At 29.6% G+C, this 19608-nt stretch carries 21 protein-coding genes and 1 pseudogene; 13 read left to right on the top strand and 9 right to left on the bottom strand.

The features are described 5' to 3' along the window. Positions 1-1274, top strand: a 1274-nt coding sequence (locus HMPREF2897_RS11205) for an LPXTG cell wall anchor domain-containing protein (RefSeq protein WP_141751301.1), incomplete at its 5' end; no start/stop codon positions are given. 167 nt (positions 1275-1441) lie between these two features. On the opposite strand, the gene HMPREF2897_RS11210 is transcribed toward HMPREF2897_RS11205, so the two are convergent. Then, on the bottom strand, positions 1442-2728 hold the full coding sequence (locus HMPREF2897_RS11210; protein ID WP_070593302.1) for an aminotransferase class I/II-fold pyridoxal phosphate-dependent enzyme: 1287 nt from the start codon (positions 2726-2728) through the stop codon (positions 1442-1444). A 474-nt stretch (positions 2729-3202) separates the two neighbouring features. Between HMPREF2897_RS11210 and HMPREF2897_RS11215 the strand changes: the two genes are divergently transcribed. From HMPREF2897_RS11215 to pmtD, 6 genes are all read left to right on the top strand, one after another. After that, positions 3203-3373, top strand: a complete 171-nt coding sequence (locus HMPREF2897_RS11215) for an SE1626 family protein (RefSeq protein WP_002447489.1) — start codon at positions 3203-3205, stop codon at positions 3371-3373. Positions 3374-3690: 317 nt separating this feature from the next. Next, a complete protein-coding gene (locus tag HMPREF2897_RS11220; RefSeq protein WP_001830364.1) occupies positions 3691-4068 on the top strand; it encodes a PSM export ABC transporter transcriptional regulator PmtR in 378 nt (125 codons plus the stop codon). Next, complete coding sequence (pmtA, locus tag HMPREF2897_RS11225; protein WP_002490544.1) at positions 4068-4982, top strand: phenol-soluble modulin export ABC transporter ATP-binding protein PmtA; 915 nt, start codon at positions 4068-4070, stop codon at positions 4980-4982. The genes HMPREF2897_RS11220 and pmtA overlap by 1 nt, the downstream gene beginning before the upstream one ends. Continuing rightward, positions 4963-5622, top strand: a complete 660-nt coding sequence (gene pmtB / locus HMPREF2897_RS11230; RefSeq protein WP_002497023.1) for a phenol-soluble modulin export ABC transporter permease subunit PmtB — start codon at positions 4963-4965, stop codon at positions 5620-5622. The genes pmtA and pmtB overlap by 20 nt, the downstream gene beginning before the upstream one ends. A 20-nt stretch (positions 5623-5642) precedes the next feature. Beyond that, entirely contained in the window at positions 5643-6515 is an 873-nt protein-coding gene (gene pmtC / locus HMPREF2897_RS11235; protein ID WP_002457923.1) for a phenol-soluble modulin export ABC transporter ATP-binding protein PmtC, read from the top strand. Then, entirely contained in the window at positions 6515-7246 is a 732-nt protein-coding gene (pmtD, locus tag HMPREF2897_RS11240; RefSeq protein WP_002490542.1) for a phenol-soluble modulin export ABC transporter permease subunit PmtD, read from the top strand. Before pmtC ends, pmtD begins: the two co-directional genes overlap by 1 nt. Before the next feature lie 130 nt (positions 7247-7376). Here pmtD and HMPREF2897_RS12645 read toward each other — a convergent pair. Then, positions 7377-7938 (bottom strand): annotated as a pseudogene (locus tag HMPREF2897_RS12645) (thioredoxin family protein). A gap of 168 nt (positions 7939-8106) precedes the next feature. Between HMPREF2897_RS12645 and HMPREF2897_RS11245 the strand changes: the two are divergent. Genes HMPREF2897_RS11245 through HMPREF2897_RS11255 form a run of 3 tightly spaced genes read left to right on the top strand, consistent with a single transcriptional unit; the run spans position 8107 to position 10035 of the window. Further along, on the top strand, positions 8107-8592 hold the full coding sequence (locus tag HMPREF2897_RS11245; protein ID WP_002457925.1) for a hypothetical protein: 486 nt from the start codon (positions 8107-8109) through the stop codon (positions 8590-8592). A gap of 52 nt (positions 8593-8644) precedes the next feature. Continuing rightward, entirely contained in the window at positions 8645-9202 is a 558-nt protein-coding gene (locus HMPREF2897_RS11250; RefSeq protein WP_002447480.1) for a DUF1700 domain-containing protein, read from the top strand. After that, positions 9199-10035 carry a DUF4097 family beta strand repeat-containing protein gene (locus HMPREF2897_RS11255; protein WP_002457926.1) on the top strand — a complete coding sequence of 279 codons (837 nt, stop codon included), beginning with the start codon at positions 9199-9201 and terminating at the stop codon, positions 10033-10035. The genes HMPREF2897_RS11250 and HMPREF2897_RS11255 overlap by 4 nt, the downstream gene beginning before the upstream one ends. A 53-nt stretch (positions 10036-10088) precedes the next feature. Here the strand turns inward: HMPREF2897_RS11255 and HMPREF2897_RS11260 are convergent, their stop codons facing one another. After that, a complete protein-coding gene (locus HMPREF2897_RS11260) occupies positions 10089-11129 on the bottom strand; it encodes a C45 family autoproteolytic acyltransferase/hydrolase (protein ID WP_070593271.1) in 1041 nt (346 codons plus the stop codon). Between the two features lie 379 nt (positions 11130-11508). Between HMPREF2897_RS11260 and HMPREF2897_RS11265 the strand changes: the two genes are divergently transcribed. Next, complete coding sequence (locus HMPREF2897_RS11265) at positions 11509-11679, top strand: hypothetical protein (RefSeq protein ID WP_001830431.1); 171 nt, start codon at positions 11509-11511, stop codon at positions 11677-11679. 224 nt (positions 11680-11903) lie between these two features. On the opposite strand, the gene HMPREF2897_RS11270 is transcribed toward HMPREF2897_RS11265, so the two are convergent. Beyond that, positions 11904-12302: a YolD-like family protein gene (locus HMPREF2897_RS11270; protein WP_002447477.1), complete on the bottom strand. Its 399-nt coding sequence runs from the start codon at positions 12300-12302 to the stop codon at positions 11904-11906. Between the two features lie 235 nt (positions 12303-12537). Between HMPREF2897_RS11270 and HMPREF2897_RS11275 the strand changes: the two genes are divergently transcribed. After that, positions 12538-13566, top strand: a complete 1029-nt coding sequence (locus HMPREF2897_RS11275) for a 6-phosphogluconolactonase (protein WP_002491495.1) — start codon at positions 12538-12540, stop codon at positions 13564-13566. Between the two features lie 111 nt (positions 13567-13677). On the opposite strand, the gene HMPREF2897_RS11280 is transcribed toward HMPREF2897_RS11275, so the two are convergent. From HMPREF2897_RS11280 to HMPREF2897_RS11290, 3 genes are all read right to left on the bottom strand, one after another. Beyond that, entirely contained in the window at positions 13678-15057 is a 1380-nt protein-coding gene (locus HMPREF2897_RS11280; RefSeq protein ID WP_070593273.1) for an aldehyde dehydrogenase, read from the bottom strand. Between the two features lie 299 nt (positions 15058-15356). Beyond that, on the bottom strand, positions 15357-16286 hold the full coding sequence (locus HMPREF2897_RS11285) for a manganese-dependent inorganic pyrophosphatase (RefSeq protein ID WP_002458565.1): 930 nt from the start codon (positions 16284-16286) through the stop codon (positions 15357-15359). 54 nt (positions 16287-16340) lie between these two features. After that, on the bottom strand, positions 16341-16895 hold the full coding sequence (locus HMPREF2897_RS11290; protein WP_002447473.1) for a cysteine hydrolase family protein: 555 nt from the start codon (positions 16893-16895) through the stop codon (positions 16341-16343). A gap of 193 nt (positions 16896-17088) precedes the next feature. Here HMPREF2897_RS11290 and HMPREF2897_RS11295 point away from each other — a divergent pair, with 193 nt between their 5' ends. Continuing rightward, positions 17089-18186 (top strand): glycosyl hydrolase family 28-related protein, encoded by a 1098-nt coding sequence (locus HMPREF2897_RS11295; RefSeq protein WP_002447472.1) that lies wholly within the window; start codon positions 17089-17091, stop codon positions 18184-18186. 112 nt (positions 18187-18298) lie between these two features. On the opposite strand, the gene HMPREF2897_RS13020 is transcribed toward HMPREF2897_RS11295, so the two are convergent. Further along, positions 18299-18457 carry a hypothetical protein gene (locus HMPREF2897_RS13020; RefSeq protein ID WP_002447471.1) on the bottom strand — a complete coding sequence of 53 codons (159 nt, stop codon included), beginning with the start codon at positions 18455-18457 and terminating at the stop codon, positions 18299-18301. A gap of 330 nt (positions 18458-18787) precedes the next feature. Next, positions 18788-19591 (bottom strand): prephenate dehydratase, encoded by an 804-nt coding sequence (locus tag HMPREF2897_RS11300; RefSeq protein WP_002447470.1) that lies wholly within the window; start codon positions 19589-19591, stop codon positions 18788-18790. Positions 19592-19608 lie beyond the last annotated feature (17 nt).

The following is a 19608-nucleotide window of genomic DNA, read 5'->3' on the forward strand; positions in this document are numbered from 1 at the left end:
AAGCAGTTCAACCAGAAAGTGAAATTATCGCAACCGAGACAAAAGGAAACAGTGATGCAAGTGCTGAGAGTCGCGTTATCATGCCAAGAAAAACAGCTACACCAAAACCCCCTATTATAAAAGTAGATGAAATGAATGCAAGTTTAGCTATTATTCCTTACAAAAATACTACAGCTATTAATATACATTACATAGATGAAAAAGGCATTAAGTCTATGGTTACTGCAATTAAAAACAATGATCAATGGCAATTAGACGAAAAAATTAAGTATGTAAAAATCGATGAAAAAACCGGTACAGTTATCATTAATTATCAAATCGTACAAGAGAATAGTGAAATAATTGCTACAGCTATCAATGGTAATAGTGATAAGAGTGAAGAGGTTAAAGTATTAATGCCTATTAAAGAGGTTACACCACTTGCACCTTTATTAGAGACTAACTATAAAAAAGCGACAGTTTCTATCTTACCTCAATCGAATGCAACAAAACTGGATTTTAAATACCGAGATAAAAAAGGAGATTCAAAAGTACTTATAGTTAAAAAATTTAAAAATATATGGAAAGCAAACGAGCAAATCAGTGGTGTGACTATAAATCCAGAATTTGGACAAGTAGTAATCAACCATCAAGCAGTATATCCAGAAAGTGATATACTAGCAGCACAGTATGTGAGAAATAGTGATGCTAGTGAATGGGTTAAAGTTAAAATGCCTAAAAAGGAAATAGCACCACATTCACCATCCTTAACCTATGATAATAGAAAAAATACGGTATTGATTGCACCTAATAGTAATGCCACTGAAATGGAATTATCGTATGTGGATAAAAATAATCAATCATTGAAGGTTAAAGCGCTCAAAATTAATAATAGATGGAAGTTTGATTCAAGTGTTAGTTATATATCTATCGATCCAAATACAGGAAAAATAGTATTACAGCCACAATTCTTATTAACTAATAGTAAGATTATTGTCTTTGCTAAAAAAGGAAACAGCGATGCAAGTATATCAGTTTCTTTAAGGGTGCCAGTAGTTAAAAAAATAGAATTAGAACCTATGTTTAATGTGCCCGTGTCGGTATCATTAAATAAAAAGCGTATTCAATTTGATGAATGTAGTGGTGTGAAAAATTGTTTAAATAAACAAATATCGAAAACTCAACTTCCTGATACTGGATATAGTGATAAGGCATCAAAATCGAACATATTAAGTGTACTTTTACTAGGTTTTGGCTTTTTATCTTATTCACGAAAAAGAAAAGAGAAGCAGTAAATCATTAATGAGTCTACTCACTAATATGGGTAGGCTCTTTAATGTTAATAATCGAAGATAATATGTTGTTTAACGTTTCGGTAGTTATAATGTCATAATAAAATTTTTAGACAAATCTAGTAGTGGTGAAAAAAGCTGTGAATTTACACTAAATTCACAGCTCAAACTTATTTAATATCATCAATTGCATTAGCAATAGACTCAAAGACATAAGGAATATCTTCTTTTTCTACACAACTAAAGGCAATACGAATATCTGTACTATTTAAAGCAATAATACCAATTGAATAGTTATTAATTAAATGTTTACGTAATTCTTCTGGATCGACTTGATTTAATTTCAATGACATAAAGTATCCTGAATTAAAGTCATAGGCTTGCCAATATTTAGCATATTTATTATCATATACCACTTGTTTAGTTACTTCGTAGCGTTCTTTTAAAATATTGATATTTTGATCGATTTCTTTATCAAATTGCTCATGATGTTTAAGTACATGTTTGATAGCACTCTGAGAAGGTAGTGGAGAACTTGAAATATTGCTACGAATCAATCCTTTTACTTTAGCTTCTAGTGCATTTTTTAACGTTTCATGATTAATTCCAAACGTCATAAAGCCAACACGGAATCCCCAAGAGAAGAATTCTTTAGTAGCTCCATCCAAACGCACTGGTAAAAGGTTTGAAGATTTAACCTGTGTTAAAGCCGTGAAAATCGACTGTTGGTAAACTTCTTCATAAAATAACCCATAGTATGCATCATCGACAACAGTTACTACTTTAGTACCCTTATTAGCTAATTCTTCAATTGCATCTACAATAGTATTAACTTCTTCTTTATTTGGTGTGTAACCAGTTGGGTTATTAGGATAATTTAAAATCATAATCACTTTGTCTTTTTTATATTCTTTTAATGTTTTTACAAGCTCAGATGTAGTGAAGTGTCCTGAGTCATCAAAAATAGAATACGTATCGATATGAGCACCGTGACGTGTACTAAATACAAGTTTATAATTGCCCCAGTTGTGTGTCGGTAATAAGATGGTATCTTCTGTATCTACAAATAAATCAGCTACTAGAGAAAGACCGTGCGTGAGCGCGTTTGTAACGATGGGACGAGAGATAGATTTTGACTTTAAGTCGGGATTTTCTTTAAGCATTTTTTTCTGCCATAAATCACGTAATTCCTCTACACCTTGAGGAGGTGCATATGGGAAAATTTCATCCGGTGTAAGGTCATTAAACATTTGGTTAAGTGAATTTGCATACATTTTACCTTCTTTTTTGGTTGCCATACCAATAGTAGCATTATATGTAGTACGTTTTGCTTCGGCGGATTGTGATAAAATTCCTTTTGGATAAAACATCTCTTTACCTAATTGTGACATCATATCTAATACTTCTGGACTTGATTGCTTTATTTCATCATTCAATTTTTGGGCTAATGGATTCATCATTGTCTTAACCTCTTTTCAATAAAGTGTTTATATATATATTATCTTGTATTGCTTTAAAGATAAAGTGTTGTACTAAAGTTATAAATTAAAAATTATCTACCAAAATAGAACATATGTTCTATTTTTATGTTAAACTATTGATAGGTCATCATATTATATGACACTCATCTTTTTGGGAGGTGTAGTATAATGACGTGGTGGCAAGATGGAATCATAACATTAATTACCGGTGGCATACTCATTGTCTTTCGTATTTGGTTGGAAATAAAATGGAAAGGCAAATAGATGACAAAAAAACCCCAAGTCTGCTGGTACCAGACTTGGGGTTGTGTAGTATAATACGTGGATACAATTAAATTGTAACACTGTACTAAATAGACCGCAAACAATATTATATAAAGTGATGCTATTGAGTGTGGTTCATAGTTTTGTTTTAATTTGATATACTTTTATATTACTGAGGTGAAATAAATGAAACACTTGACTAAAATATTTGTTGGGTTAGCTATTGTACTATTTATAGTAGGGTATTATTTACAAGCGACAGATCATGATTCGCAAGGGGTAAAATTATTGCTAGCAGCAATTATGTTCATGATTTGTGCTTTTATCAATAGACATAACGAGCGTAAAAAAAAATAGATACATTCATGTGATAAAACTTCAAATATTACTTTAAGTTTTAAGTACATAAAATCAAACAGGTGAAGTATATTTTGCTATTTTAACTGTAATTTTAAAAGAATCATTAGTAAATATTTGGCAAAATTTGGTAAAATATTTAATTTTAGGATGAAATGTAGAATTCAAATGAATTCAGTTTCATCCTTTTTGTATATAGATGATATATACAGTATATTCCTGATGAAATAGAGATTTCTACTAATTTTTCGAAATCACTTTACAAAAGTGTATATATTGTATATATTATGTATATACAGAAGAAAAGGGGGACATCAATGAAAATAATTTTGAAGAACAATAGTGAAAGTCCTATATATGAACAGATTAAACAACAAATTAAAGAAAATGTTTTGAAAGGTTATGTTTCCCCTGGTGAACATCTTCCATCAATGCGTGAGTTAGCTAAAGATTTAAAAGTGAGTTTAATAACGACAAAACGAGCATATGAAGATTTGGAAAAAGATGGATTTGTAACAACTATTAGAGGTAAAGGAACCTTTGTAAAGGAACAAGATAATTCTATTTTAAAAGAAAAGCAATTTTTTGTTATTGAAAATTTAGCTCACTCTATGTCAAAAGAAGCCAAAACAATTGGAATGCCTTTAGAGGAATTAATAGAAATATTGACTATGATTTATGAGGAGGACGACTAATGAACGCGATAGAACTTAAAGATGTTAATTATCGATCTAACGCATTTCAATTGCAAGATGTCTCCTTCAATGTTCCTAAAGGATATGTTACAGGTTTTATAGGTGGAAATGGTGCGGGGAAAACTACAATAATACGATTAATTATGGATTTAATTCAATCTGAAAGTGGTACGATCACCGTTTTTGAGAAAGATATAAAAATCCATCCTCGTGAAATAAAAAATAAAATTGGATTTGTGTATTCTGAGATTTATTTTAATCAAAAATGGACAGTAAAAAAATTAGAAAATATCATTGCCCCTTTTTATGATCGTTGGGATCATGAAATATTTATAAAATATTTAAATTTTTTTCAGCTTCCATATAAAAATAAAATAAAAACTTTCTCAACTGGTATGAAAATGAAACTATCGTTAGCAATTGCATTCAGTCATCATGCAGAATTATTTATCCTAGATGAACCAACATCAGGATTAGACCCGTTAATAAGAAATGAATTACTTGAAATTATTCAACAAGAATTGATAGATGAAAATAAGACAGTTTTCTTTTCAACACATATTATTTCTGATTTGGAAAAAATTGCGGATTATATCGTTTTTCTCAGTGAGGGTGAAATCATATTCAATGAGTCTAGGGATAAACTATCGCAAAAATACAAAATCGTTAGTGGTTCTAATGAAGACTTAGATGAAGAGTTGAATGAACTCTTGATATACAAAGAAAGTAAGCAAACAGGTTATATTGGTTTAACAGAATATTATCAAACATTTAATGAACTATTTGGTAGTGGCGTTGAAATAAAAGATGCATCTATAGAACAATTGATGATTTATTTAGAAAAAAGTAAACAGGAACGAAATACAAATTCAAAACACAAAGTGAGATTTAACTATGAAGCAATTAATGATTAGAAACATAAAATTACGTAGTTGGACATTAATTCTTTACGCATTATTGCTTTTATTCTTCCCCATTTATCATTTGTTAAATAAAGATACACCATTATATTCAATTATCTCAGGACCAATCGGATTAATACTGACGATGATATGCTTGATAGATATAGGTCATTTATTTAGAGTTAACCGTAGATTAGGTGGTTCATCTTCATATTATTTCTTTTATAGTTTGCCTGTTTCAAAGAAAGATTTGCTTAACGCTAATTACATGACGTGTATTTTATTAACTTTTATAGGTGCGCTTATCATTAGTTTATATGGATACAATACAAGCACAATAAAAACAGATTCGATTTATTTTTCGACGACTTTTTCATTCATTGTAGGAAATTTCTTTTCTATACCTATAGCGTTTAGTAAGAGTACTGAACGTAAAGATCGAGATATCCCATATTTAGCTTATATTGTAGGGATTATGGTGGTTCTGCCATTTACTTTATCGGTCGTTTTCATCTTAATCAATTATCTTACACACAATGATAGCCATATCCCAATGATATACTCATATTTCTTAAATTATGGTCTATTAGTTATAAGTAGCATTTTCTTAGTCATTAATTATTTGATTCAAATTAAAAAAATAAAGAATTAACATTTTTAAGGAGGTCTATGATGAAATTACAACATATCACAAAAAAATATGGTCAAAATACTGTTTTAGACGATATAGATTTTGATTTTGGCGAGAGTCAAATCGTTGGTCTTATCGGTAAAAATGGAGTTGGTAAAACAACTTTGATGAAGGTCATGAATAATAACATTATTAACTATCAAGGAAAGGTCGACATGCCTAAAAGTGAGAATGTTGGCTATTTAATTGAGCATCCTAAGTTATATGGAAATAAGACAGGTTTATTTAACTTAAAATTATTTGCACAAGTATTAGGCGATGGTTTCGATAAGGAATATGCAAATCATATTATTGAAGCTTTTGGAATGAAACCATATATCAAGAAAAAAGTTAACAAATATTCAATGGGAATGAAACAAAAATTATCAATTGCAGTTTCATTAATGAACAAACCTAAATACTTAATTTTAGATGAACCTACAAATGGTATGGATCCAGATGGTTCGATAGATGTACTAAAGACAATTCAATCACTTGTTCAACAATTAGAAATGAAAATATTAATCTCAAGTCATAAATTAGAAGACATTGAATTGATTTGTGATAGAGCAGTATTTCTTAGAGATGGTAAGTTCGTTCAAGATGTAGATATGAAAGATGGGGGACCAGAGGATAGTACCATTCTTACTTTACAAAAAGATGACTTTAATAAAGCTTTAGATTATCTTTCTGAAAACTTTAAAGTACAGCAGTCTCAAAAAGAATCTGGAGAAATTATCATTAAAGCTCAAAATGATTATAGAGAGTTACTTAAATCGTTATCCCAACTAGATATTTATCCAAAATATATTGAAACACGTAAAAGTTCACTACGTGATACTTACTTTAATATTAATCAAAGAGGTGATAAATAATGAAGAGCTTACAATTAGTCAAATATGATTTAATTAGTATACTTAAAAGTCCGTATACTTATTTAGCATTTATACTTGTAATTGGAATGACGGTATTCCAAGCTAGCATGATGGCAAATTATAGTTCTGCACATAAAGTTAATATAGATATGGTTTTTAATTTAGCTAATTGGCTTTTCTTGTTTGCTGGACTTTTATTCATTATAAAAACAATAACAAGAGATTACTCACAAGGTACTATACAATTGTTTATGAGCAGAATAACTAGCAGAATGGGCTATATCATTACTAAAACAGTATCTATTGTATTAATTTCATTCTTATTTACAATTATTCACTACTTGGTAATAATTATTATACAATCTACAACTAAAAGTGAAAAAATAGATGGAGATAGATTTTTAAATAATATTTGGTTTTACCTTATTTTCTTTTTATTCTTTGGATTATTCTTATTATTAATCACTTTAATAGTAGAAAAACCTGCTGTCATATTTACTCTAGGTATTTTCTTAATACTCATCGTTCCCTTTATTCAGCCATTTATTCCAATGATTCCGAATATTGGCGATGATATTCAAGATTCATTTAAATATATACCATTTACGTATTTAACTGAAAAAATGACTGGTGAGATTAAATTCTCTCATTGGCAATGGTTTATCTCTATTGCATCAATAGTGGTCTTATTTATTGCAAATATGTTATATGCCTCAAAGAGAGATATTTAAATAATAAAACGTGGAGAAGTTAGTTAAGTAACTCAGACATATAAAAATTGTTTAGTCATTAATTAAAATTTATGAGGTGTATTTTATAGGGTGGGACATAGAATTCATGACGAGTTCTGTCCCACTCGTTTTATTTATATACAAGTAGATTTATTATTGAGTTAAAACTGATTCCAAAATATTGAATTAATTTTATACTTTTGACTAATAATGATATGTCTTTCTTTAAGTCAATCCTCAAAAATTAGGATGGGTTTTATCTGGCAACTTATTACTTCCAATTTTATTGACAAAATTTGTACTTCTTTTGCTTTTGGTCCCCAAACTGTTAATCGTTTGAATAAATCGTTCATGAAGACAAAGATAGGGATAGCACTTGATTAACTATTTGTTAAATATTGATCAATCAGATGTGTATCATCATCTCTATGAAAAACTCTTGCTTCGATGTTCAGAAATTCAATAATATACTTTAATATTAGAATGTTAATCATGGCATCGCCACACCAATACTCTTTAATTATAAGCACCTTAAAATAATTCGATTCTCTTAATTGGTTTAAACGTGCATCATTAAGTGGTAGGTGGAAGAAATTATAAATGGATAATAAATTGTCTTTATTTACTTGTATTTCCTTAATGAATTCATTGAGTGTTTGACTTTTATTAAAATAAGTTTCTAAATTTCTTATATAAAAACCCTCCCTTGAATAATTTAAAATGTTATATCAATTTTTTGAGTTTAAAGAAATTAAAATAACTTAATATATGTATATTAAATAATGTGACTATCTTGTTAGATGAAACTACATTGTGCATATGCTATATTAATTAGAACAAGAGTGAAAGTGGTGACTCAGGTGCGAATTCAAAGTAGATGGTTAATATTCGCTATTTTTTTAACTGGAGCTATTTCTTTATTGATAGGTTTGACTTATTACAAAAGTATAAAATCTGTTGATTTATCTGGTTACAGTGTGAATCAAATTAGTTTAAATCATGGTTTTAATCAAAAAGGATTTGTGGTTAATAAGAAAATTAAATTAGATAGATATACATTTTACAATGATAAAAATCATAAAGATTTTACAGTAAAAGTAAAAAATAAAACGCATAAGGTTAAAGGCATGGTTTTAGTCAAAGATGATAAAGTTGAAACAAATTTTGGTGTTAAAATGGGTGACCCAATTGATAAAGTCATCAATAAATTGGGAGAAAACTACAAGATTAATAAAGTAGGTAAAAATTATCACTCAATGACATATGTAGACCGTTTTAATAAACTGAAATTAAACATTTTATATAAAGATAACATTGTTAAAAGAATTGAGTTCTTTAGTAAATAATAATCAAAAAGTATTAGATATTTTTTAGTTCAGATTGAGAGCGTGCGTAAATATGGATAAAATAACCTTCTTAAATGAATTAGAATTAGCTTTAGATGATTTACCTAGAGAAGAAAAAGATAGTATTATGCACAAGTATGAAAACTTATTCTATGAAGAAGAATTGAAAGGGATTAGTGAATCACAAATTATAAAAAAGTTAAATGATCCTTATCATATTTCCAAAGAAGTAAAAGCTAGAAGTGCTATTCATTATGCTAGTTACAAACCAACCTTAGCAAACATCGTAAGAGCAATACTAGCATCGTTAAGTCTTGGTATTTTGTCGTTATTTATTATTTTAATACCGGTTGTTATCATTGCATTACTTATTCTACTCTGTTTCCTTATTTCTATTTGTTTTATCTTTGCACCATTTGTTTTATTATTTTATTCAGTATTACATGGTTTCGAAAATGCTATAAGTAATGTGTTTTTTTCAATTTCTTTTACAGGTTTAGGAATTATGTTTATTGTTATTACTTTGAAAATTGGTGAAATAATTCATAAACTTATTTTGAAATATCTTCTTTGGTATATAAAGACTGTTAAAGGAAGCGTTAAAGAATGAAAAAGCTTTTTATTAGTGGTTTAATCATATTTATCATTTTCTTTGCTAGTGGTACTATGACGTGGTTTACTATAGATAAAAAGAAATACGATAATCGACATTATAACAAAACTATAAATAGTAAAATTGAACATTTATCAATAAGTACAGTAACAACCAATGTTAATGTAATTTCTGGGAAAAAATTAGCTGTTTATTTTACTGGAGATAATAAAATAAATGTTACAAAAAATAATAAAAGGTTAAGTATTAAAGAAAAACGTGCAGTAGATAGAGGATATGGATTAAATTTTAATCCATTTCACTCAAATAATAGGAAGCTAACAATTGTTGTACCAGAAAAAGACCTTAAATCTCTTAATATTCAATCGTTATTGGGAGAAATTGATTTAAATCAAGTGAATTTGAAACATGTATCATTGGAAACTGATAGAATTATACAACTTAAACGGTCTGAACTCAATCAGCTAAATATCGAATCCTCTAAAGCAAATTTTTATATTACAGACTGTTTAATCAGGGAAGGTCGTATGAAGCTTGATAAGGGCTTAACTCATGTTAAAAATAGTACATTAAGTGATACTGTTTTCTTGGTTAATAGAGGTGATATTTCCATGACGGACATGAAATCTAGCAATGATATAAAAGCTTCTACACAAAAAGGTAATATTAATTACCATTTTGGCGAAAAACCCAAAAACACCTTGCTTAAACTTCATCCTGGTCATGGAAATAAAGAAATTAAAAATCGATATTTCGACAAAGGAAAAGTAGGAAACAGCGATAATATATTGGAATTTTACACTGTAGATGGCGATATTATAATTGAATAAATAATATAAATTATTCGACCCTTTGATTTATTAAGATAGGGTCGAATTTTTAATTAGTATGTGGCAAAAGTTAATGGTGTATCTATTTCGCCTTCAAAGTAATTTATATTCAATTTCTTACCTTTTAACCAATTAGAGAAATTGATTGAGGTTGGATGACTGTTTTGACCTAATGCCATCCATGCTATTAATGAATTAGGTTCATATAGTGAAGTATGAATTGTACCAGACCAACTCTTAAATAGTTTGCTATAGATTTCGTATTGCGGGTCGTTAAATAATTTGAATGCGATATCTTTATTTGTAGAAGGAGTTGTTTTATTTATTACACGATTTAAGCGTTCTTTAGATTCTCTTGTATAATTTCTATTTTCATGGGTAAGCAATTCAAAATGATTTGTACATATATGTTCATACCTTACATCTATTGATCGAGGTGTAACTTCGACAATGGCATAATTCGAATGTCTATCCATTAGTATATAACTGAATGAACTACGGTGCGGTACTTCTTTTAAAAATTTGATTGCTTCAGTTACATTTTTGCAGTTTTCAAGTATAAGCCGACCAACCATGTAACATACAAATCCATTTTCAGGCTTTTTACGATGCATAAAATTATATGCCATAACTAAACCATACTCGTTCATACCATCCATTCTACCAGTCACTCTTGAAGTCGGTCCTATTTGAGATAATCCCCCGTCATTAGGTTGAAATAATAAGTATCTACCATCATATGTTGCAGGATGATAATCATAATTTCGAACTAAAAAATCACAACCTTTATATACTGTGCAGCCGCTGTCCTTTAAATCAGTAAATCGATAATGGCCAAAATTTAAAATCATTTGTTTTGTAGGTAGATTCAATACATCTTGCATGCCAATTATTTCTTCCCAAATCTGTGGTGAATAGACTTGAAATATATCATAGGTTTCTTTGACATCAATATCAAAACGTGGAATTCTCTTTCGCCATTCTTTATTTCGATTTTTTAATAAAGGAGTGGTTTGTAACCAAAGAGCAGTCTTTACTCCTAAATCATAGTGCGAACCGCGATGAGTCATTATATCAGAACGTACTTTTTGCATTTTATAATCTCTCCTTATATTTTTACTTCAATGTAATATAAAAGTAACTTAGTATTAATTGAACTTGATTTGTGTAAATCATACAATCTAAATTAAGACAATGACATTATCTCAATAGGAGTGATCATTCTGAATATTGATAATTACAAAGTAATCACTGATAAATTAAAATCTTGGTTGCTAAGTTGATCTGTGTGTACCATGATTAAAGAAATCATTTAATTGTTTCATTTTAAGCATCTTTAGTTGATATATTATCATAATTTATATTCATATTTAGAATAATTATCCGTAAAAAGGGTATATATTTAATGACAAAGTTAAGTATGCTATCATTATGAAATGTAGCTATGCATATTAATTATAGAGGTGAAAACTAATGTGGAACTTTATTAAAGGGTTATTCAAATTTGTCTTTAGTTTATTAGCTATTACTACAGTAGTAGTAGGCATCGGTGTAGTTGCCTTTGCTTATATTTTTAAAAAAGACTTTGAAGATATCGAAAGAAAAACGAAAGAAATCGTTTCTGATATCGAAAACAACAATTAATTTATAATAATTTAGGAATAAGCCTGTACATCATTGAGATGTGTAGGCTTATTTTTATTAGTTGATTTTATCAATTATCAGTCAAAATTAATTATTGAATTCTAAAATTAATAATTAAATGGTTTCATTCAGAAAGGCTTTAGATAACACTAAGTATGTTGGTGATTATATAAGTGTAAAATGAGAAATTCATAATAAATTCATAATAAATTCTCTTGTACTCTTTATATAAAAGAAATATCTATAATATCTAAAAATGAAACTTTATGACGTTCTCTTGAATGAGGAGCAGTACCTTCAATCTCATAATTCATTGAATCAATCCGATGTATAATGAGTTCTATAAAGTTAATATATCCTTCTTCGTAATATTTGATATTGACTGGGCGTGATTGTTGTAGTGCTTCATGTAAATGTATATTTAGTTGCGAAAGTTGGTCGTCTGAAAGCACTGGTCTGCTCACTTTATTTTGATCTATCATATATTGATAAATTGTTTCAAACTGTTCTGGTAAAGTTGCGAATGGTGCCCATTTAACCATACCACGACCGGTAGGAATATTTTTATCTAACATGTCTCGTGGTATATTACGGTAATCCATTTCATTAAATATATCTTTCATTATTCAATCACCTCAATCTTTATAGTATCATTATACGAACATTTGTTCTGTTTTTCAATATAAAGTTTTTAGCAATATAATTGTTCGTGATGTTTTAGTGTGATAGAAGTAATTTCTAATTTGATTTCGTTACTATAAGTAGTAAGGTGATATGTAAAATGACTTTTCGTTGTAAATTAAACATACTTAAAGGTAAAATTGAATCAATGATTAATGATTTTATGGAGGTTTTGGTATGACATTAGGTTATATAGGTTCTTATACTAAAAAGAATGGTAAAGGTATATATCGCTTCAAATTAAATGACGAAACAGGAGTCATTGAAGCGTTAGAAACTGGTTATGAAATTGAAGCGTCAACTTATCTTACTCGTAAGGAATCGTTTTTATATGCGATTACTAAAGAAGGTGAAGAATGTGGTGTAGCTAGTTTTAACATTAAAGAAGATGGACAACTGGAATTAATTAATAAATGTCTAGCATCAAAACAGGGAACTGGCTGTTACATTCAAGTGTCTAGTAATGGTAAATATTTATTTGAAGCGGTTTATGGTGCAGGACTTGCAAGGATTTATAAATTAAATGAAATTACGGGAGCAATAGAGAAATTAATAGAAGAACTTGCGCATGAATTTCCAACTGGCTCACATGAAAGACAAGATTCATCACATGTTCATTTTTTAAATGAAACACCTGATCATAAGTATGTTGTAGCTACTGATTTAGGTACAGATAGAGTTGTAACATACAAATTTGGTGAGGATGGTTTAAACCAATATGCAGTTTCTCAATTCAATAATTCAGATGGACCTCGTCACATCGCTTTTAGTAAAGATGGGCGACACGCGTATATCGTTCATGAGCTATCAAATGAGGTGAGTGTTACAGAATACCAAGATGGTAAGTTCATTGAGCTAGAAAGACATTCAACTATTCCAAGAGACTTTGACGGGGAATCGAAACTAGCAGCAGTAAGACTATCGCATGATGGGAAGCACTTATATATAAGTAATAGAGGGCATGATAGTATTGCTATTTTTGAAGTTTTAAAAGATGGCAGGTCACTGAGAAGTATTGAAATACAACCAAGTTACGATGCCTTTCCAAGAGACTTTAATATAACTGAATCAGATAATTATTTAATTTGCGCACATCAAGAAGGGGAATCAAAAGTTTCAATTTTTGAGCGTGATAACATAACTGGTAAACTTTCATTAAAAGATAAAAAAGCTATAGCTAATGAAGGTGTCTGTGTACTACTATAAGATGTCTTTGAATAATATAAAAGCGATATAAAAGCCCTTGAGTGATTATGAGATTAAAAAAACAAAACTCTGTATATCACTCAAGGGCAATTCATATGGAGATAACTAACACTAGTTCTTGAAGAAGGTTTTAATATATTTAAATTTACCTTTGTATGGAGGGAAAAATAAACTCGATTCTAGACGTGTAGATTTAAATGTATATGATTTCATATGACTAAATGTATCAAAGGAATACTTACCATGATATTGACCTATGCCTGAAGAACCTACGCCACCGAAAGGTAAGTTAGGATTAGCTAAATGCATTAAGGTATCGTTAATTGCACCGCCCCCAAATGATAATTCTTCAAGCACTCTATGTGTCATGTTTTCATCTTCGCTAAAAAGATACAAACTTAATGGTTTTGATTTACTTTGGATGATTTCAAGTACTTCGTCGAAATTATCATAAGTAATGATAGGCAAAATGGGACCGAATATTTCTTCTTTCATAATTTTATTGTCATTGGTTATGTTATCCAAAAGAGTTGGTTCAATATATAAATCTTCCTTAGAACTATTACCTCCAAAAACAACATTATCTTTATGAATTTGAATCAAGTCATTCAACCGATTAAAGTGCTGTTGATTAACAATCCGTCCGAAATCAGGGCTTTTTTCAATATTTTCTCCGTAAAATTCAGTAATTGTTTTTTTAAGCGCTTTTATTAAATCATTTTTAACTTTCCGCTGAACTAATGTATAATCTGGAGCGACACACGTTTGACCAGCATTTGTAAATTTACCAAAACTAATACGCTCACTCGCTACTTTGATATTGGCTGTATCATCGACAATAACAGGTGATTTACCGCCAAGTTCAAGAGTAACTGGAATTAATTTTCTTGCTGCAGCTTCATAGACAATTTTTCCGACTTTTTCACTTCCAGTAAAGAATATATAATCAAATGGTAAACTTAATAACGTTTGAGTTTCTTCAATGCCACCTTCAACAACAGAGACGTATGTTTCATCAAATGTATCTTCAATGATGTCCCTAATCACAATAGCAACATGAGGTGTTAACTCTGAAGGTTTAACTATAGCAGTATTTCCGGCAGCTATTGCTCCTATGAGAGGTTCGAAAACTAATTGAACCGGATAATTAAATGGTCCTATAATAAGCACCGTACCGTAAGGTTCTTTTTTAATATAACTCTTTGTAGGGAATAAGTAGAGTGGTGTATCCGTTTGTTTGGTTTTCGACCAATTTTTTAACTCTTTGCGCATTAGTTTTATGCTTTTCAAAAGCATACCTATTTCAGTTGCGTATGCTTCAACCTTACTTTTACCTAAATCTTTATATAAGGCATCTAATAATTCATTTTCATGATTTTTGATATTTTTACTTAGTAATTTAAGTTGTTGTTTTCGAAATTTAAGGTTTTTTGTTTTATGCGTATTAAAAAAAGCTTTACTATTGTTAAATTTATCTCTAATTATTGTCATAAAATTACCTCCAAATTATTTTTTTGGTAAAGAGGTTGAGATAGTCCTGAATATATTAAATGAGAACATAAAAAGATTAGTGATTATTTCTTCTTAAATATAAAAATTTTGTTTAAAAAGTTACAAAAAGGGAGTGGAATAGAATTCATATCGAATTCTTAGTCCACTCCTGAAATTTAGAACTAACAATTTAATAACACCTGATATCAATGTGTTATTAAATCAATCAACTACTGAGAAATTACTCTAGGATGAAAAAATATATCATTGGCAACAACATAGTTTTAATGGTTTTAAAATTATTGAGTTAAAACTTCAGTGATTTGAGGAACAACTTGTTTTTTTCGTGATACAACACCAGATAAGAAAGCCATACCATCATCTAGTTGTACTTTAAATGCTTCTCCAACTTTATCTTTTTCAGCACCAACTACAAGGATTTTAGAATCGCTGTTAATAATATCAGTAACTACAAGAACGAATAAATCGTATTTTTCATTGGCACTCATTTCTAACATAACTTTTTCAAATTCATCTTTACGATCTAAAACTTCATCAATATCTACAGTATTGACTTGAGCAATACGTGTTACATAATCTCCCATATTGAATGATTTAGCATCCATATTGACAAGTGTTTCAGCAGATTTATCTGTTGTTGAAGCACCTGCTTTTAACATCTCTAAACCATATGCTTCTAAATCAACATTTGCAATATCTTTAAGTGCTTGAGCAGCATCTACATCTTCTTTTGTGCACGTAGGTGATTTAAATAATAAACTATCAGAAATGATAGCTGAAATCATAAGTCCAGCGATTTCTGGTTTAATTTCAAAACCACGCTCTTTATACATTTTATATAAAATTGTTGCACTACAACCAACAGGTTCTGCTCTATAGTATAAAGGGCCAGCTGTTTCAAAGTTAGAAATTCTATGATGATCTATCACATGTTTAATTGTTGCGTTTGAAATGGTATCTGCACTTTGTTGAAACTCGTTATGGTCGACTAAAATAACATCTTGTCCTTTTAAATCTTCGTTTAATAATTCTGGAGCTTCTACGTTAAAATGATCTAGTGCAAATTGAGTTTCCGCACTTATTTCACCTAAGCGATAAGCTTTTGCTTCAGTATTACCAGTTTGTTGCTCAAAATCAGCCATAATTAAAGCTGAAGAAATAGCATCAGTATCTGGATTTTTGTGACCGAAAATAAAAGTTTTTGTCATTTTCAATATCTCCTTATACATATATTGTTAATCATATTTTATCATGATTGTTGTTTAATCTTCTACTTTTGCACCAAGGGAATTTTTAAAATGAGAGAGTGCCCATTGATGACCATCTTGGTTAAATGATGCTACGCCTCTAATTGGGATAGTGATGTTATAACCTAAATTGTATGCCGAAACAGCGGTGTGCAAAATACAAATATCCGTGCAAACACCTACAATTTCAATATCATTGATTTGTCTTTCACGTAATAAACTATCTAATGGCGTGCCGTAGAATGAATCGTATCTCGTTTTATCTAAATAATGTACATTCATTTGGTCTTTAATAGAGTTGTATAATCTTCCTACCTCTCCATATAACTCACGACCTGGTGTTTGATGAATATTATGATTGGGGAATAATTTACTTTCAGGATGAAATTGATCATTTTCATAATGCAAGTCCATTAGGAAAAATATTTCCTGTTGATTATCATGATAATTTTTTATACGTTGAGTAATAAAAGTTTCAATTTCTTGTCCGGGTTTGCCACATGTTAATTTACCATTATCGTCAATAAAATCAAAAGAGTAATCTACAATGATTAATGCTTTGTTACTCAATAGAACTTCCTCCCAATATGTGTTTGAAAAGCGTTAGATTGGTATATTTATATAAAGCTAAGACTTTTGTAATCGTTTAAATTAAATTAGCACAAAAAATATATATACCATAATTAAAACGAAATGTAATTATAGTATATAGACTTTACTTTAAGCACACAATCATTATTTAAAATATATGAGGAGTTATAACATGTTTATCAATGCAAAAGATTTCGGATTAAAAGGAAAAAGTAAATATAAAGATACAAGAGCGATTCAAAAAGCATTAAATTACGCAAAAAAAGGCAGACACACTGTTTATATACCTAAAGGAACTTATTATATCAGAAAAGCTTTAGTTATTTATGATTCTACAACATTGTTATTGGATGAAGGTGCAATACTTTTAAGACAAGGGAAAGACGCACTATTAAAAAATGGTAGACGTTTAAAGCTATATCACGGCTATAATGGAAATAGTCACATTTATATTAAAGGAGGAACTTTTGATATGAATGGAGGCGAATATCCATATAATAATACAGCCATGTGCATGGGACATGCAGAAGACATTCAAATTTTAGGTGTAACATTCAAAAATATTGTTGGGGGGCATGCACTCGACGCATGTGGAATCAATGGTTTACACATATCAGAATGTGATTTTAAAGGATTTCTTGATATTGATGGAGATCGTTCTTTCTCTGAAGCAGTACAATTGGATATACAAGTACCTGGCGCTTTTCCTAAATTTGGAACTACAGATGGAACGATTACGAAAAATGTTGTCATTGAAAAATGCTATTTTGGTCGTTCAGATCATCCTAAAATGAAAGCGTGGAATAGAGCTATTGGCTCTCATGCCAGTAGATATAACTGCTATTATGAAAACATTCATATCAATCAAAACATCTTTGATAATTTAAATGAGTATGCTTTAACTCCTCTAAAGTCAAAAGACACATTTATTACAAAAAATAAATTTATAAATTGTAATGGTGGAATAAGATTTCTTGGAGTGAAGGATGGTAAAAATGCTGCCGATCCTATTACAGGACAAGTGATGGAAACTCAAGCTGGCGAGAATTTCAATGTGATAGGTAATACTTTTATTGGGAAGATGAAAAGAGATGCGATTCATATTAGAAGTTATCATAACGTCCGACATCAACACGTTTTTATAGCGGCAAATCAATTTGAAGATGCTTCACAATCAATACATTTAGAAAATATTAATGGACTTACTTTAAATCAGGAACAAACAAAAATCAAAATCAAGAGTATTGATGTGAAAAAAATTAGTAATTAAAGATTCAGAAATATATTAATCATTGAATCATTTAGTAAAAATATAAGAGTACAATCTTTAATAGGTAAAATGATTAACGAAATTTTGATAGAACTTGGTGACCAGCACATATTCACACGATTAAAATAGAAAATGTGACAAGAAAAGATGTTGCACCACGATAATGTCTGTATTCAGTCTTAGGAATTGTTTCTACACTATCATTAGTGGGGATAAGGACTGAAGTTTCCTTTGGTAAAGTAAGTTGAGCCGCATTATATTCTTTATACATTAGGCACCTTGTTAATTTAGTTTAGTGGTATTTATTAAATTATACGAAAGGGCCTAATTTTTTAAGTATTTCAATGTAAAATGACATATAAACACAAAGTATTTTGGAGAGACTCTTGAGGGAACAGGACAAGCTGAAGACTACAGGATGAAGCTGTCCCCTAAGAAATCAATCCAACAATACGAAGTATTGTAAATAAAGAAGCCCGTAAATGAATTTATAAAAAACTCATTTACGGGTTATTTTGCTAGGAATTATGTCCTAGCCTTTTAACTTTATGGAATTGTAAAAAATATAGTGCTTTCAAGAATTTTTATCAATCATGTAAAGTTAGTTTTTCTTGTTAAAAGCGCCTATGATTTTAACTTGAAAATCCAAAGTCTCTAAAATTGAAACAATTTTATTCACATCATTATTTATAGCAGTATCGGCTTGAACATAAAAATGATACATTCCTAATTGAGTTTTAAGTGGTCTAGATTCAATCCACGATAAATTTATGTTGAATAAAGTAAAAGTATTTAAAACACTGGCTAAAAGTCCTGGCTTATCATACTTAGGCGTGATAAGAAAGATAGTAGTGTTTGGATGTTCAATAAAATGAGTATGATTTTTTACTACTAAAAATCTAGTTACATTATGAGGATAATCTTGTATATGTTGATCTAAAGTATGGTAACCATAAGTTTCCCCACTCCCAAGAGGAGCTATTGCTCCAATACCATCTTTTATCATGTTAAGGCTTTGAATAGTGCTATCTACATAATCATAGTCAAACTGTTGACGATGAATGTAGTTTATTGTTTGACTGATTGCTGGAGCAATTGAATATACTTTATGAATATCATCAAGTGAATTTGAATGATGACCGTAAAGTGAAAAATCTATATCTAGTTGAATTTCACCATGTGCGTATACATCATGATGTGCTAATGAATCTGCCACGATGTTGATAGTACCTTCAATAGAGTTTTCAATAGGGACAATTCCTACAGCCTGTTTATCTTTAGATACGGATTGAATGACTTCATGCAAGTTGGATAATGGAATGAAGTCATACTGTTCGTGTGATTCAAATTGCTTAGCCGCTAGATATGAAAAAGTTCCTTTAGGTCCTAGATAATATAAATGCATTATGCCACCTCGTTTAA

Source organism: Staphylococcus sp. HMSC065D05 (assembly GCF_001813195.1).
Classification (GTDB): Bacteria; Bacillota; Bacilli; order Staphylococcales; family Staphylococcaceae; genus Staphylococcus; species Staphylococcus epidermidis.